Raw genomic sequence first — 15,030 nt, 5'->3', positions numbered from 1 at the left:
TACTATTTCTTATCGGTAGCACAAAACAATTAAAGTTGTGTAAAGAAGGGCAAAAAAAAACCGAATGCAGAGCATTCGGTGGAAATTGGGGTAAACAGACATTCAGAACTGAATGACGGTAATAAATAAAGTTAATGATGATAGCGAGGTTATTCTAGATCCCATCTGAGAATTTGTTTTGGCATTCAGTGCTATAGAGCGTAACTCATATAACATATTGATTTAATGATGATTTTATATTTGTTTTGATTATTTGTGCTTATTTCTTTAGCTTTTTGTGTGATAAAAAGTTCCCCGAAATTTACATTTTGAAACATCTAGTGTGTGATCTGAAACACCTTAAAAGTTTTAGTATCATTTTCTTGTTGGATTATTCTGCATTTTGCAGCAAAATGAACTTGCCGACTGATTAGAGGGTTAATCAGTAAGCAGTGGCATATAAAAAGGCATATAACAGAGGGTTAATAACATGAAAGTTAAAGTACTGTCCCTCCTGGTACCGGCTCTGCTGGTAGCGGGCGCAGCAAATGCGGCTGAAATTTACAACAAAGACGGCAACAAATTAGATCTGTACGGTAAAGTTGATGGTCTGCACTATTTCTCTGATGACAAAGGTGCTGACGGTGACCAGACCTACCTGCGTTTTGGTTTCAAAGGCGAAACCCAGATCAACGACCAGCTGACCGGTTACGGCCAGTGGGAATACAACGTTCAGGCGAACAACACTGAAACTTCAAGTGATCAGGCATGGACCCGTCTGGCGTTTGCTGGTCTGCGTTTTGGTGAAGCCGGTTCTTTCGACTACGGTCGTAACTACGGCGTTGTTTACGACGTAACCTCCTGGACCGACGTTCTGCCGGAATTCGGCGGCGACACCTACGGTTCTGACAACTTCCTGCAGCAGCGTGCTAACGGCGTTGCAACTTACCGTAACACCGACTTCTTCGGTCTGGTTGACGGCCTGAACTTTGCTCTGCAGTACCAGGGCAAAAATGGTGGTTCTGGTGAAGGCGGTACTAACAACGGTCGTGACTGGAACAAACAGAATGGTGACGGCTTCGGCGGATCTCTGACCTATGATCTGGGCGAAGGCTTCAGCATCGGTTCTGCTATCTCCAGCTCTAAACGTACTGATGAGCAGAATACCCAGACCTTAGGTGAAGGCGATAAAGCCTCCACTTATACTGGTGGCCTGAAATACGACGCGAACAACCTGTACCTGGCAACGCAGTACACCCAGACTTACAACGCAACTCGTGCTGGCAGCCTGGGCTTTGCTAACAAAGCACAGAACTTTGAAGTAGTTGCACAGTATCAGTTCGACTTCGGTCTGCGTCCTTCCGTGGCTTACCTGCAGTCCAAAGGTAAAGACCTCGAAAGCGGTTACGGCGACCAGGATCTGCTGAAATATGTTGACGTAGGTGCGACTTACTACTTCAACAAAAACATGTCCACCTATGTTGATTACAAAATCAACCTGCTGGATGAAAACGACTTCACCCGCGCTGCTGGCATCAGCACTGATGACATCGTAGCGGTAGGTCTGGTTTACCAGTTCTAATCGAACGGAATACCATCATAAAGGGGCCTCTGGCCCCTTTTTTTGTGTCTGGCTTTTCCAAAACTGGTGTACCCTTGCGCCCTCAGCAAGAGGATAACAACGAATGGACATGACAATTTTTCGCGCCGCAATCCTGGCGACGTTGGTATTGATAGCCGGCTGCGATACAGCAACACCTCCCAAAGCAGCAAAATCCGCCGCCACTGTGCTGGAAGGGAAAACCATGGGTACCTTCTGGCGGGTGAGCGTTATCGATCTCGATGAAACCCGTGCCAGCGCGCTGCGCCAGAAAGTGCAGACGCAACTGGACGCCGATGATCAACTGCTTTCCACCTGGAAGAGTGATTCCGCGCTGATGCGTTTTAACCAGTCGCAAAGCATAACCCCGTGGCCGGTCAGTGAGGCGATGGCGGACATTGTCACCGAATCGCTGCGTATTGGGGCGAAAACCAGTGGCGCAATGGATATTACTGTCGGACCGCTGGTGAATCTGTGGGGATTTGGCCCCGACAAACAGCCGGTCAAAACCCCGACAGAGGCAGAGATCGCGGCAGCGAAAGCGCGCAGCGGGCTGAAACATCTTTCGGTTATCAATCTTTCCGGGCAGCAATTTCTGCAAAAAGATATTCCTGATCTGTTTGTTGATCTCTCCACCGTTGGTGAAGGCTACGCCGCCGATCATCTGGCACGGCTGATGGAGCAGGAGGGGATCTCCCGCTATCTGGTGTCCGTGGGTGGCGCGCTGGTCAGCCGGGGGATGAACGCCGAAGGCCAACCGTGGCGCGTGGCTATCCAGAAACCGACTGATCGTGAAAACGCGGTACAGGCGATCGTGGATATCAATGGCCATGGCATCAGTACCTCCGGCAGCTATCGCAACTATTATGAGCTGGACGGCAAACGCATCTCCCACGTTATCGATCCGCAAACCGGCCGACCGATCGATCATAAACTGGTCTCGGTCACAGTGATTGCGCCAACAGCGCTAGAAGCAGACGGCTGGGATACCGGGCTGATGGTACTCGGGCCGGAAAAAGCCAAAGAAGTGGTGCGCGAGCAGGGGCTGGCAGTGTATATGATCATCAAAGAGGGTGACAGCTTCCGCACCTGGATGTCGCCGCAGTTCAACGGATTTCTGGTGAACGGGAAAAATTAAAAAGCAAGATTGCGGGTTTTTTCTTACGGTCTGTCCGGCAAAGTAAGGCTAACCTTTACATGAAGGAGCCAACCATGAAACGTCATACGCTACGCACTGAGGAGTCCCGCTGGCAGGCGGTGCTCGATCGCGATCCGCAGGCGGACGGTGCATTCGTTTTCGCCGTACAGACCACCGGCATATTTTGCCGTCCTTCCTGTCGTGCGCGTCATGCACTGCGCCAGAATGTGCAGTTTTTCCCTGATGCACAGGCGGCGCTTGCAGCAGGTTTTCGCCCGTGCAAACGCTGCCAGCCTGACAAACAAGCGCCGCAACAACAGCGGGTAGAAAAAGTGGCACAGGCCTGCCGGTTGCTGGAGCAGGAAACACCAGTCACGCTGGATGAGCTCGCCCGTCAGGTCGGCATCAGTCCGTTTCATTTGCATCGCCTGTTCAAAGCCACCACCGGCATGACGCCAAAAGCCTGGCAACAGGCGTGGCGCGCGCGCCGGTTGCGTGAGTCGCTGGCAAGAGGCGAGACTGTGATCGAATCAGTGCTGGCGGCAGGGTTCCCTGACAGCAGTACTTACTATCGCGCGGCCGATGCAGCTTTAGGCATGACAGCCCGCCAGTATCGCCGTGGCGGTGAAGATGCCGTCATTCACTTTGCCACCGGCAGCAGCGAGATCGGGCGCTGCCTGGTCGCCGAAAGCGAACGCGGCGTCTGCGCGGTGCTGCTGGGTGACAGCGAAAGCGAACTGCTCGCCGAGCTGCAACAGGTTTTTCCACGGGCGCAACTGCAGTCAGGAGATGCGGCATTTCAGGAGCGGGTCAACCTGGTCATCGCCAGCCTGAATAATCAGCACCACCCGCTGATGTTGCCGCTGGATATCCGTGGCACCGCGTTCCAGCAGCAGGTCTGGCAGGCGTTACGCGCTATCCCGCCGGGCGAAACGCGCAGCTATCGGCAGGTGGCGGCAAGCATTGGCAAACCCAACGCCGTGCGTGCCGTGGCGGGGGCGTGCGCCGCCAACAAACTGGCGATTCTGATCCCCTGCCACCGGGTGGTACGGGAGGATGGCGCGCTGTCTGGCTACCGCTGGGGTGTTGCGCTAAAAGCCCTGTTGCTGCGCCGTGAATCATCGCATGAGGAGTCATAATGCTGGATCTCTTTGCAGATGAGCATCCCTGGCAAGAGCCGTTAGGGCCAGGCGCCGCTATTCTGCGGCGCTTCGCCATCGCTCACGCGGACACATTACTGGCGGATATCGCCAGCGTCGCCGCCATCTCGCCGTTTCGTCAGATGGTCACGCCTGGCGGATACACCATGTCGGTGGCGATGACCAACTGTGGCGCGCTCGGCTGGACCACTGATCTGCACGGTTATCTCTATTCCCCGAACGATCCACAAACGAATCAGCACTGGCCGGCAATGCCGGACAGCTTCCGGCTGCTTGCTGACCGCGCCGCGCGGGAGGCGGGTTACCCCCATTTTCGGCCTGACGCCTGTCTCATCAATCGCTATGGTGTCGGCAGTAAACTCTCTTTGCATCAGGATAAAGACGAACATGAAATGCGGGCGCCGATTGTCTCCGTGTCGCTGGGCTTACCGGCCATTTTTCAGTTTGGCGGTCTGCACCGCAGTGATCCGCTGCAGCGCGTGCTACTCGAACATGGCGATGTGGTGGTGTGGGGCGGGGAGTCGCGTCTGTTTTATCATGGCATTCAGCCGCTTAAAGAGGGCTTTCACCCGGCGACCGGGCGCTTTCGCTTAAACCTCACATTCCGCCAGGTATGTAAGAACGAATAAAAATAAGAATTATTATTGATGTAGCCGGCAGGCAGTTTACACTGCGGGCTGCGTTTTCTCTTCCGGGTTGTGTTATGGAACTTCTCCTACTTGTCTGGCGCCAGTACCGCTGGCCCTTTATCGCTGTGATGGTGCTGAGCCTGTTGAGCGCAGCGCTGGGTATCGGGCTGATTGCCTTTATTAATGTGCGACTTATCACCGTCGTGGATACCTCACTGGCCGTATTGCCGGAATTTCTCGGGCTGCTGTTGCTGTTAATGATCGTCACGCTGGGGTCGCAACTGGCGCTCACCGCGCTGGGGCACCACTTCGTTTATCGTCTGCGCAGCGAATTCATCAAACGCATTCTGGATACCCAGATCGAGCGTATCGAGAAGCTGGGCAGCGCCTCGCTGCTGGCCGGGCTGACCAGCGATGTGCGCAACATCACTATTGCCTTTGTGCGACTGCCGGAACTGGTGCAGGGGATCATTCTGACCTTTGGTTCTGCCGCTTATCTGGCGTGGCTTTCAGGCAAAATGTTGTTAATCACCTCGCTGTGGATGGCTGTGACCATCTGGGGGGGATTTGTTCTTGTGGCGCGCGTTTACAAGCACATGGCAACGCTGCGGGAAACCGAAGACAAGCTGTATAACGATTACCAGACGGTGCTTGAAGGCCGCAAAGAGCTGACGCTGAACCGTGAGCGTGCTGAGTACATCTACCAGAACCTCTACATTCCCGACGCTCGCGAGTATCGTCACCATATTATTCGCGCCGATACGTTCCATCTCAGCGCCGTGAACTGGTCTAACATTATGATGCTGGGAGCGATTGGCCTGGTCTTCTGGATGGCGAACAGCCTGGGCTGGGCGAACACCAGCGTGGCAGCGACCTATTCATTGACCTTATTGTTCCTGCGTACGCCGCTGCTCTCTGCCGTGGGGGCGCTGCCGACGCTGCTCAGCGCGCAGGTGGCGTTCAATAAGCTGAATAAATTCGCGCTGGCGCCGTATGAAGCAGCATTCCCGCGCCCGGAGTCGCACCCTGACTGGCAGACGCTGGAACTACGTGATGTCACGTTCCACTATCAGGACAATCGCTTTGCGGTAGGGCCTGTCAATCTGACGCTCAGGCGCGGCGAGCTGGTGTTTCTGATTGGCGGCAACGGTAGCGGGAAATCGACGCTGGCAATGCTATTGACCGGGCTGTATCAACCAGTGTCAGGAGAGATCCTGTTAGACGGCAAACCGGTGTCCGCCGGAAAGCCAGAGGATTATCGTAAGCTTTTCTCGGCGGTATTCACCGATGTCTGGCTGTTTGACCAGTTGCTGGGACCGGAAGGTAAATCGGCCGATCCAGTACTGGTCGATAAATGGCTCGAACAGCTGAAAATGAGCCATAAACTGCAGCTTGAAAACGGAAAAATCCTCGATCTTAAGCTGTCAAAAGGGCAGAAAAAACGCGTGGCACTGCTCCTGGCGATGGCCGAGGAGCGTGACATCATTCTGCTGGATGAGTGGGCGGCGGATCAGGACCCTCATTTCCGTCGTGAGTTTTATCAGGTCCTGTTGCCGCTGATGCAGCAAATGGGGAAAACCATTTTCGCTATCAGTCATGATGATCACTATTTTGCGCACGCCGATCGTTTGCTGGAGATGCGTAACGGCCAGTTGACGGAGCTGACCGGCGAAGAGCGTGCCGCCGCGTCGCGGGATGCAGTCGCCCGCACGGCCTGATGATGTAAGGAAACCGACAGATGCCCGTGTTAACCAAAAACAGCCCCCGGCTGCGCGACGAAGAGCGTGCGCGGCTGATCTGGTTACTGACCACCGATAAAGCGGTCACCTCCACCCTGTTGGGAAAACTGACCTTTGCCGAGCAATATGACGACGGAACGCTGAGAGACGATCTCGCCGAAGTGGGTGCGCTGGTGGCCCATCTCCCGGCGCCGGACCTGGCGGATACGCTCGAAGCGTTGCCCTCAGAAGAACGTCATGCGCTGTGGCGAATGGTGGAGGATGACAAACGCGGCAAAGTGCTGCTGGAGGCCTCGGAAAACGTCTGGGATGATCTCATTGATGAGATGAGCGACAAGGCGCTGCTCGACGCGCTGACGACGCTGGACATTGACGAACAGATTTACCTGGTTCAGCACCTGCCGCGAAACTTAACTGGTCGGTTGATGGCGTCATTGCCTGCGGATGAGCGGGCGCGAGTCCATCAGGTGATGAACTATGCCCGCAACAGCGTCGGCGCCATTATGGAGTTCGGGGTGATCACCCTTCGCCCGGACGTGACGCTGGGCGCTGTGCAACGCTATCTGCGGCGGTTGGGCAAGATGCCGGCGAACACCGATAAGCTGTTTGTGACCTCGCGTGATAACACCCTGCTGGGTGAACTGGCGCTGCAAACCATCCTGTTGAACCCGGCGCTTCGGCGGGTAGAAGAGGTGATGGACGCTGAGCCCGTTGCTTTTCATCCGCAGGAAAGTGCAGAAAAAGTAGCGCGCACCTTTGAGCGTGACAACCTGCTGAGCGCAGCGGTAGTAGATAGCGAAGGCAAGCTGATGGGGCGTCTGACCATTGATGAGATCGTTGATGTGGTGTACGAAGAAACCGACAACGATATTCGTCAGATGAGCGGCCTGAGCAATGAAGAAGATATTTTCGCGCCGGTGACCCGGGCGGTAAAGACGCGCTGGGCGTGGCTGGCGGTGAATCTTTGCACTGCGTTTATCGCCTCGCGGGTGATCAACGGTTTCGAACATACTATTTCGCAACTGGTAGCGCTGGCGTCGCTGATGCCGATTGTGGCGGGTATCGGCGGCAATACCGGTAACCAGACGATTACCATGATCGTGCGCGCGCTGGCCCTTCAGTACATCCAGCCGGGAAACTTTTCCTTTCTGATCCTGCGTGAAATGGGTGTGGCGCTGATCAATGGCGTGGTGTGGGGCGGGATCATGGGGCTCGTCACCTGGTGGTTATACGACGACCCGCATCTTGGGGGCGTGATGATGCTGGCGATGGTGCTGAACCTGCTGGTTGCGTCACTGATGGGCGTGCTTATCCCGATGATCATGATAAAGTTCGGTCGCGATCCGGCTGTCGGCTCCAGCGTAATGATCACTGCGATCACCGACACCGGCGGGTTCTTTATCTTTCTGGGGCTGGCGACGTTGTTTCTGCTTTAGTAGCGTGTCTTTTGCGAATGTGGCGCGGCACCAGCCACATGGCTATCATCCCGGTTGCGACACCGATTGCCAGATTACTGGTGGTGATAGTGCCTGCTACCGTAACCAGCATCACCAGCGTGGCGGACCACGGTGTACTTTTTAGCGTAGCAGGCTGAACACTGCGCCAGCTAAAAGTTTTAGCCGCTACAATCACCATAACCCCGGCCAGAACCGCCATCGGGATTTTAGCCATCACCTCGCTTAATGCAGTCACTAACAGCAGTAAAACGACACCTGCCGCCACGGTGGAAACCCGGCTACGACCTTTGCCCATTTCGACGTTCACGATTGTCTGACCAATCATCGCACAACCCGCGATACCGCCGTAAAAGCCCGCCAGAATGTTAGCGATGCCCAGTCCGGTGCTTTCCCGGCCTTTACCGGACGGGGTTGCCGTCAGGTCATCGACCAGGCGGGCGGTCAGCAACGATTCCATCAGGCCAACAAACGCAATACTTAGCGCGCATGGCCAGATGATTTGCAACGTCTCCAGCGTCAGCGGCACCTGCAGCGCGTTCAGACCAGGCAGACCGCCGCCCATGGTGCCTTCATCGCCCACGGTCGGCAACAGTTGTCCGCTGGTGGCGGTAAACAGCGTCAGGATGACAATCGCGATAAGCGGAGATGGGATGCCTTTAATGACGCGGGGCGCCCCCAGGACAATCAGCAGCGTCGCGGCAAACAGTGCCAAAATTAGCGGGTTTTTGCTCCAGAAATGCGTTACCTGGGCGAAAAAAATCAAAATCCCCAGAGCGTTAACAAAACCAGTCATGACCGCCTGAGGTATGAAGCGCATCAGTTTTGCCATACCCAGCACGCCAGACAGGATCTGGATAATACCTGCCAGCACCACCGCGGGCAGGATGTAGGCTACGCCATGTTGATGAACCATTGGCCCGATTACCAGCGCCACCGAGCCTGCGGCCGCCGTGACCATTGCCGGACGACCACCCAGCACGGACATCGCCAGACACAGCACAACAGAAGCGATGAGACTGACTTTCGGGTCGACACCCGCAATGACCGAGAAAGAGATAACTTCAGGGATGAGCGCCAGTGCGGTAATCACGCCAGCCAGTGTTTCGCGCGTCAGCAGGGAAGGTGAGCATAGCACCGATTTGACGGTGGTGTGGTTGGCATGCGACAAGGTTGTTTCAGATTCGGGCATAGAGATTCGCTGATCAAGTGAGGGTTTTCGTGCGCCTCATCACAAAACGGAGGATATTACCGCTTCATGTCACATTTTTCTACCCCTCAGACCGCTTTTGCTCCCACATATTTTCAACATTTCTATAACAGATCTCAAAACTAAATTTAAAATTTAAACAATATTTAAATTTTTCATCGTCAGTGATAACGTTGTTTTCCCGAATCGTTTCACCTGCGCTAATACCAAACGCGAGTTTATGTAAGGCTTTCATACAATGAAAAAAAAGATGGCCGTACTCTCCTCACAGGTGTCTGTTTCTGACGTTGCCCATGCTGACGCCCGAACCCACACCCGTACTGAGCAAGAGACGGATGTATTACTGATCGGCGGCGGGATCATGAGCGCCACTCTGGGCACTTTGCTTCAGGAGCTGGAGCCGGATTGGTCCATTACTATGGTCGAACAAATGGAGCGCGTGGCAGAAGAGAGCTCCAACGGCTGGAACAACGCCGGTACCGGGCATGCTGCGCTGATGGAGCTGAACTATACGCCACAGAAAGCCGACGGTTCCATCAGCATTGAAAAAGCCATCAGCATTAATGAATCCTTCCAGATTTCACGCCAGTTCTGGGCGCATCAGGTCACACGCGGCGTGCTGCGTCAGCCAAAAAGTTTCATCAACACCGTACCGCATATGAGCTTCGTCTGGGGCGAGGACAACGTCAACTTCCTGCGCGCGCGCTATCACGCCCTGCAACAATCCGCGCTGTTCCGCGGCATGCGTTATTCTGAAGACCACGCACAAATCAAGGCCTGGGCGCCGCTGGTGATGGAAGGGCGTGATCCGCAACAGAAAGTGGCGGCGACGCGCACGGAGATTGGTACTGATGTTAATTATGGTGAAATCACCCGCCAGCTCATCCGGGCGCTGCAACGGCAGGATAACTTTTCCCTGCAACTGAACACGATGGTACGCCGCTTTAAACGCAATGCGGATAACAGCTGGACCGTGACGGTCTGTGAGGCGAATAATCCTCGTGCCAGACGTACCATAAAAGCGAAATTCATTTTCATCGGCGCGGGTGGGGCGGCGCTGAAGTTGCTGCAAAAAACCGGTATTCCGCAGGCAAATGACTACGCCGGTTTCCCGGTAGGCGGGCAGTTCCTCGTTACCGAAAATCCGAAGGTGGTAAACCACCATCTGGCGAAAGTATACGGGCAGGCATCTGTGGGTGCGCCGCCGATGTCGGTACCGCACATTGACACGCGCATCATTGACGGCAAGCGCGTGGTGCTGTTCGGACCCTTCGCCACGTTCTCTACGAAATTCCTCAAAAACGGATCGCTGTGGGATCTGCTGGCCTCGACCACCACGTCGAACTTCCTGCCGATGGTTCACGTCGGGCTGGATAATGTTGATTTGGTGAAATACCTGATTAGCCAGGTGATGCAAAAAGACAGTGATCGGCTGGCGGCTCTGCAGGCGTACTATCCGCAGGCCAATAGCGCGGACTGGCGGTTGTGGCAGGCCGGGCAGCGGGTGCAGATCATCAAACGTGATCCGCAAAAGGGCGGTGTGCTACGTCTCGGCACTGAGGTAGTCAGTGACGACGACGGTACTGTCGCTGCGCTGTTGGGTGCGTCACCGGGGGCGTCCACCGCAGCGCCTATCATGTTGCAGTTGCTGGAACACGTGTTCAAAGAGAAAGTCCGGTCAGCAGCCTGGCAGGCGAAGATCAAGGAAGTCGCGCCGACGTGGGGCGTACGTTTGCAGGACAACCCGGCGCTGATCGAGCAGGCGCTGGCGTATACCAGTGATGTTCTGGAATTGCATTATGAACCGTCAGCCGGATTCGACCCGGTACCCGCCGCGCAATTGAAGCCGCAGACGACCACAACAAAAGAGATTGCCGATATCGCGCTGTAATGGTAGTTAAAAGAAACCCCGGTCAGGTTGCCGGGGTTTGTTATTTAGCGCACTGTTGCGTTGTTAATCGTCTCTTCTGCTTTCCAGATGCGGTATTTCACATCCACATTGGCGGGCGTGTAGACCACAATTGGCAGCTTGCTGTTGTAGCGCAGCATGCCTTTATCACCCAGACCCGCCGTTACGAATTTCTTCTCTTTTTTGCCATCCGGGCAGGCCATCATGGTCGACACTGACGAGGTGACGTTATCAAAGACGTAGTAGTCATAACCCCAGCCTTCCAGCGTTTTGCTCTCCAGCTCGCCACCTAAACGGTGATGGTTACAATCCACTTCCAGTGTCTGACCAATCAGCAGTTCGACCTGATAAGCAGCTTCATCCTTCTGCTCAGGTAACTGGATCACCTGACGCTTCATGCCTTTCTCGGCTTGCGGCCAGGGCGCGCTCTTTTCCAGTGGTTGATCGCTGGCAAAGGCGCCGGAAGAGACACAGGCCGCAGCCAGTAAAGAGGCGAGAAGTAAACGAGAGTTTTTCACAGTGTATCCTTGATATCCGTTATTACCGGGGCAGGGTAACATTAATGTGAAATTTATCAGGCGCAATTTACTTAATTTTTCATAATATGTAGTTATATATACTAAGTATTATTGAATTAATGGCGTGTATAACTAAAAACCAGCCGCGATGGGCTGGTTTTCTGTTGGTGTCAGGCAGAATTAATACTCTTCGAAAAAAGCCTGAATTTTCTGTGGATCTTTGGTCTGTGTCAGCGCCAGCTGGAGCAGCACCCGGGCTTTTTGCGGGTTCAGCGATTCAGCGGCGATGAAGCCATACTTCGCATCGTCGATTTCCGCATCACGGGTGGCAGAGCCTGTCGGTACGCGGGAAGCACGCACTACGGCAATGCCCTGATGCGCCGCGGTAGCCAGCGTATCAAAAATGGTTTTGTACAGATTACCGTTACCTACACCCGCGCTTACAATCCCCTGATAGCCATCCTGAATCAGCGCTTTTGCTGGTAAATCCGAGGCATTAGCGTAGTTGTAGATGATGCCAACTTTCGGCAGGGTGGTCAGATTGCTGACGTCAAACGGCGTTTCGGTGGTGTGCTTACGCGCCGGTGTGCGCTGATAATCAATCTTGCCGTTGTGGATGTAGCCCAGTGGCCCGAAGTTGACTGACTGGAAGGTCTGCACGCCGGTCGTGTTAGTTTTGGTCACGTCACGACCATCCAGCACGGTATCGTTCATCGCTACCAGTACACCGCGCCCGGCAGATGCCGGATCGGCGGCAGTGACCACGGCGTTATAGAGGTTGAACGGACCATCGGCGCTCATGGCGGTGGAAGGGCGCATTGCCCCGGTGAGGACCACTGGCTTGTTACATTTCACCGTTAAGTCGAGGAAGTATGCTGTCTCTTCCATGGTGTCAGTGCCGTGGGTGATGACAAACCCGTCAGTGTCTTTGCAACTGGCATTGATTTTCTTCGCCAGCGTCAACCAGACGTCGTCATTCATGTCCTGAGAGCCAATGTTAACAACCTGCTCCCCTTTGATGACCGCAATGTCTTTTAGTTGTGGCACGGCATTGACCAGATTCTCAATACCGACTTTCCCGGCGGTATAAGCGGAATTTGTCGCAGAATCACCGCCACCAGCGATGGTGCCGCCAGTCGCCAGAACCGTGATTTGCGGGAGTGCCATTGCCGTACTGCTGCAACCTAAGACCAGAAGAGCCAGAAGAGGGTGTTTAATACGCAACATTATCAATCTCCTTATTAAGTGTCCGCCTGGATTATCCTTATGTCACAATTGAATAAAGTGAGATATTCCATGTTTATTAGATAAATCGGAATAAAAAGTATGATTGCCGGAGCTGGCGCACAAAACGGAGGGTAACTCATAGAAAAAGAAAGAGAATAGTATCCGCTGGATCATTCAGCAACCAGCCACATATCCGCTTCTTCAAACATCTCTTCCAGCATGCGGTTCAGCTTTTCCCTGTCACTCTTACTGGCATCGCTGTTCAGACCGTTGGCCTGCATCGGCTTCACTTTCACTTCTGCGTCGGGGAAAATGCGGTGTACACGGTGGGTCAGCTCGTTGAGGATGATCTCTCTTGCGCCTGGTAAACCCTCAACGTTGCGTTTGTCATACACGAGTTCAACGAACATAACAGCCTCTTTTAACTGTATAAATAAACAGTATTTAAGCGGTTTCAGAGTAAAGAGTCAAGCCGGAAAGCGATGTTGCGGGCATAAAAAAACCAACCGTAACAGGTTGGTTTTCTTTGGGAATTTTGGTCGGCACGAGAGGATTTGAACCTCCGACCCCTGACACCCCATGACAGTGCGCTACCAGGCTGCGCTACGTGCCGATACGTGCGCTAATACTACCCGTTTCAGTGTCGATTGCAAGCCAGCCTCCTGCTGAGTGATTCATAATTAATCAATCAGTTAGCGATAAAGCGTTTTTCGTCCGTGAGAACCTGTAGCAGCAGGCTCAACTGGGGTTTCTGGTCGCGCAGTTTCTCGCCGTTACTATCCCATGTGGTGTATTTCCCGTTGTGATCGAGCACCACGGTGATCGTCGGAGTGGTGATGGCCAGCGTGTTGTTGTTAGCGGCGGTCACCCAGTTATGGCGACGTATCGCGGAGAACAGATCCTGACCCTGCGAGTACTCGTTTGCCGGCGTGCTGACATGCAGCAGACGCTGCATCAGCGTGGTCATCACATCTTTATGGTCGGTCAGCGCATTGATACGCTGGGCTGGGGTTCCCGGCCAGTGGATGACAAGCGGAACCTGTAGCGCGTCGCGTGACCATTCGAAACCGTTGCGTTTGTCGCCCAACGGCACCCCGTGGCCCGCGGTAATAATCACCACGGTGTTATCCAGTTTTCCGGAAGTCTCTAACGTGGTCAGCACCCGGGCTATCTGGTTGTCCACATCGGACGCTGCGCGGGAATAGCGGCGCGTGAAGCCCTGTTTTTGATTCTCGTCGATATTGGTGCCGTTAAAGGCAATCCACGAGAACCAGCGGTTATCTTCCTGGGCGTTGCCTTCCAGCCAGTTCACCCACTGTGTCGCGGTCTGGTCGTCAGTCTGGGTTTTCGCTGGCGGCAGCGAGAAGTCAGAGAGCAACGCCTGGCGGTACATCGGGCTGTTGAAGCCATCGGAAGAGAAGAGCCCCAGCTGGTAACCCTGCTGATTGAGCGCCGTTACCAGTGCCGCCGGTGTGCGGGTTGACAGCACACCGTCCATGTAGCCTGCTGAAATACCGTAGAACAGGCCGAAGATACCGCTGTCGACGGTATCACCCGAGCTCATGTGCTGGGTAAACTGGATGTTTTTCTGCGCAAACCCGGCCAGCTCCGGCATCAGTTTTTCATAACGGGAATAGTTCAGGCCATCGACAGTAATCAGTAATACATTTTGCCCTGCTCCCATATCGCGGAAACGCAGATCGCTCAACGGATACTGCACCGACACCGCTTCTGGATCGCCTTGCTCAATCAGACGGCGCTGGTAATCCTGCGCATCAAGCAGACCATGTTTTTCCAGAAACCGACGTGCGGTCATCGGATAGGAGAGGGGGAGATTCGCTCTCTGCATGGTGATCGGGCGATAAAAATTGGCATCTGCCCAGATGTACATCACATGAGAGGCGATGAAAGAGATAAAAAACAGCCAGGCGACCGGTTTCGCATAACGACGGCGGCGGGTCAGGCTGCGGAGCTTTTGCCAGCTCCATGTGGCGAACAGCATCTCGATGAGCAGAATGACCGGCACGCTGATAAACATCAGTTGCCAGTCGCGCGCCATTTCATTCTGGTCCGGGTTAACGACCAGTTCCCAGACGATGGGATTAAGATGCAGGTGGAAACGGGTGAAAACTTCGCTGTCGATTAACAGCAGCGTCATGCCCGCTGTCGCAAAAATGGCGGATAAAACTCGCATCAGCCGCTGCGACATGACGATGAACGTCAGAGGGAACAGGATCAACACATAGGTGGCAAACACCAGAAAACTAAAGTGCCCGATGATCGTCAGATACGAATAAAGACGGCCCGCAAGCGTTGTCGGCCAGTCGGCGACAAACAGATAGCGGCTACCGAGAACCATGGCCAACAGCATGTTGAACAGGGCGAACCAGTGCCCCCAGGTCACCATCTGGGAGACTTTTTCACGGTAGGACTGACGATGCGTCACCATATGCTATTGTTCGTTTTC

At 54.3% G+C, this 15,030-nt stretch carries 12 protein-coding genes and 1 tRNA gene; 7 read left to right on the top strand and 6 right to left on the bottom strand.

Annotated features, from left to right (window positions below):
- Positions 1-469: 469 nt before the first annotated feature.
- From GTGU_RS05875 to mgtE, 6 genes are all read left to right on the top strand, one after another.
- Positions 470-1,561, top strand: a complete 1,092-nt coding sequence (locus tag GTGU_RS05875) for a porin OmpC (RefSeq protein ID WP_038154878.1) — start codon at positions 470-472, stop codon at positions 1,559-1,561.
- 103 nt (positions 1,562-1,664) lie between these two features.
- Positions 1,665-2,717, top strand: coding sequence for an FAD:protein FMN transferase ApbE (gene apbE / locus GTGU_RS05870; protein ID WP_038154877.1), 1,053 nt, complete (start codon positions 1,665-1,667; stop codon positions 2,715-2,717).
- A 74-nt stretch (positions 2,718-2,791) separates the two neighbouring features.
- Positions 2,792-3,856 carry a bifunctional DNA-binding transcriptional regulator/O6-methylguanine-DNA methyltransferase Ada gene (ada, locus tag GTGU_RS05865; protein WP_038154876.1) on the top strand — a complete coding sequence of 355 codons (1,065 nt, stop codon included), beginning with the start codon at positions 2,792-2,794 and terminating at the stop codon, positions 3,854-3,856.
- A complete protein-coding gene (gene alkB / locus GTGU_RS05860; protein ID WP_038154875.1) occupies positions 3,856-4,506 on the top strand; it encodes a DNA oxidative demethylase AlkB in 651 nt (216 codons plus the stop codon). Before ada ends, alkB begins: the two co-directional genes overlap by 1 nt.
- 74 nt (positions 4,507-4,580) lie before the next feature.
- Complete coding sequence (locus tag GTGU_RS05855) at positions 4,581-6,224, top strand: multidrug ABC transporter permease/ATP-binding protein (RefSeq protein ID WP_038154874.1); 1,644 nt, start codon at positions 4,581-4,583, stop codon at positions 6,222-6,224.
- A 20-nt stretch (positions 6,225-6,244) separates the two neighbouring features.
- Positions 6,245-7,681 (top strand): magnesium transporter, encoded by a 1,437-nt coding sequence (gene mgtE, locus GTGU_RS05850; protein ID WP_038154873.1) that lies wholly within the window; start codon positions 6,245-6,247, stop codon positions 7,679-7,681.
- On the opposite strand, the gene GTGU_RS05845 is transcribed toward mgtE, so the two are convergent.
- Entirely contained in the window at positions 7,644-8,891 is a 1,248-nt protein-coding gene (locus tag GTGU_RS05845) for a SulP family inorganic anion transporter (RefSeq protein ID WP_038154872.1), read from the bottom strand. The genes mgtE and GTGU_RS05845 overlap by 38 nt on opposite strands.
- Before the next feature lie 256 nt (positions 8,892-9,147).
- On the opposite strand from GTGU_RS05845, the gene mqo reads away from it, so the two are divergent.
- Positions 9,148-10,800, top strand: a complete 1,653-nt coding sequence (gene mqo, locus GTGU_RS05840) for a malate dehydrogenase (quinone) (protein ID WP_038154871.1) — start codon at positions 9,148-9,150, stop codon at positions 10,798-10,800.
- A gap of 44 nt (positions 10,801-10,844) precedes the next feature.
- Here the strand turns inward: mqo and eco are convergent, their stop codons facing one another.
- The 5 genes from eco to yejM form a co-directional block, all read right to left on the bottom strand.
- Positions 10,845-11,378, bottom strand: coding sequence for a serine protease inhibitor ecotin (eco, locus tag GTGU_RS05835; protein ID WP_084222746.1), 534 nt, complete (start codon positions 11,376-11,378; stop codon positions 10,845-10,847).
- Positions 11,379-11,516: 138 nt separating this feature from the next.
- Complete coding sequence (gene ansB, locus GTGU_RS05830) at positions 11,517-12,563, bottom strand: L-asparaginase 2 (protein WP_038154869.1); 1,047 nt, start codon at positions 12,561-12,563, stop codon at positions 11,517-11,519.
- Positions 12,564-12,733: 170 nt separating this feature from the next.
- Positions 12,734-12,973 carry a DinI family protein gene (locus GTGU_RS05825; RefSeq protein ID WP_038154868.1) on the bottom strand — a complete coding sequence of 80 codons (240 nt, stop codon included), beginning with the start codon at positions 12,971-12,973 and terminating at the stop codon, positions 12,734-12,736.
- Between the two features lie 126 nt (positions 12,974-13,099).
- Positions 13,100-13,176 (bottom strand) — tRNA-Pro (locus tag GTGU_RS05820).
- 75 nt (positions 13,177-13,251) lie between these two features.
- Complete coding sequence (gene yejM, locus GTGU_RS05815) at positions 13,252-15,012, bottom strand: LPS biosynthesis-modulating metalloenzyme YejM (RefSeq protein ID WP_038154867.1); 1,761 nt, start codon at positions 15,010-15,012, stop codon at positions 13,252-13,254.
- Between the last annotated feature and the right edge of the window lie 18 nt (positions 15,013-15,030).

This window comes from Trabulsiella guamensis ATCC 49490 (assembly GCF_000734965.1).
Taxonomy (GTDB): domain Bacteria; phylum Pseudomonadota; class Gammaproteobacteria; order Enterobacterales; family Enterobacteriaceae; genus Trabulsiella; species Trabulsiella guamensis.
The sequence above is the reverse complement of the archived record's forward strand: the minus strand, read 5'-3'. Positions and strand labels throughout refer to the sequence as shown.

What these genes read in the sequence shown, in the direction of transcription:
- GTGU_RS05875 (WP_038154878.1), top strand. Translation starts at nt 470, where the DNA reads ATGAAAGTTAAAGTACTGTCCCTCCTGGTACCGGCTCTGCTGGTAGCG.
- apbE (WP_038154877.1), top strand. Translation starts at nt 1,665, where the DNA reads ATGGACATGACAATTTTTCGCGCCGCAATCCTGGCGACGTTGGTATTG.
- ada (WP_038154876.1), top strand. Translation starts at nt 2,792, where the DNA reads ATGAAACGTCATACGCTACGCACTGAGGAGTCCCGCTGGCAGGCGGTG.
- alkB (WP_038154875.1), top strand. Translation starts at nt 3,856, where the DNA reads ATGCTGGATCTCTTTGCAGATGAGCATCCCTGGCAAGAGCCGTTAGGG.
- GTGU_RS05855 (WP_038154874.1), top strand. Translation starts at nt 4,581, where the DNA reads ATGGAACTTCTCCTACTTGTCTGGCGCCAGTACCGCTGGCCCTTTATC.
- mgtE (WP_038154873.1), top strand. Translation starts at nt 6,245, where the DNA reads ATGCCCGTGTTAACCAAAAACAGCCCCCGGCTGCGCGACGAAGAGCGT.
- GTGU_RS05845 (WP_038154872.1), bottom strand. Translation starts at nt 8,891, where the DNA reads ATGCCCGAATCTGAAACAACCTTGTCGCATGCCAACCACACCACCGTC.
- mqo (WP_038154871.1), top strand. Translation starts at nt 9,148, where the DNA reads ATGAAAAAAAAGATGGCCGTACTCTCCTCACAGGTGTCTGTTTCTGAC.
- eco (WP_084222746.1), bottom strand. Translation starts at nt 11,378, where the DNA reads ATGTTACCCTGCCCCGGTAATAACGGATATCAAGGATACACTGTGAAA.
- ansB (WP_038154869.1), bottom strand. Translation starts at nt 12,563, where the DNA reads ATGTTGCGTATTAAACACCCTCTTCTGGCTCTTCTGGTCTTAGGTTGC.
- GTGU_RS05825 (WP_038154868.1), bottom strand. Translation starts at nt 12,973, where the DNA reads ATGTTCGTTGAACTCGTGTATGACAAACGCAACGTTGAGGGTTTACCA.
- yejM (WP_038154867.1), bottom strand. Translation starts at nt 15,012, where the DNA reads ATGGTGACGCATCGTCAGTCCTACCGTGAAAAAGTCTCCCAGATGGTG.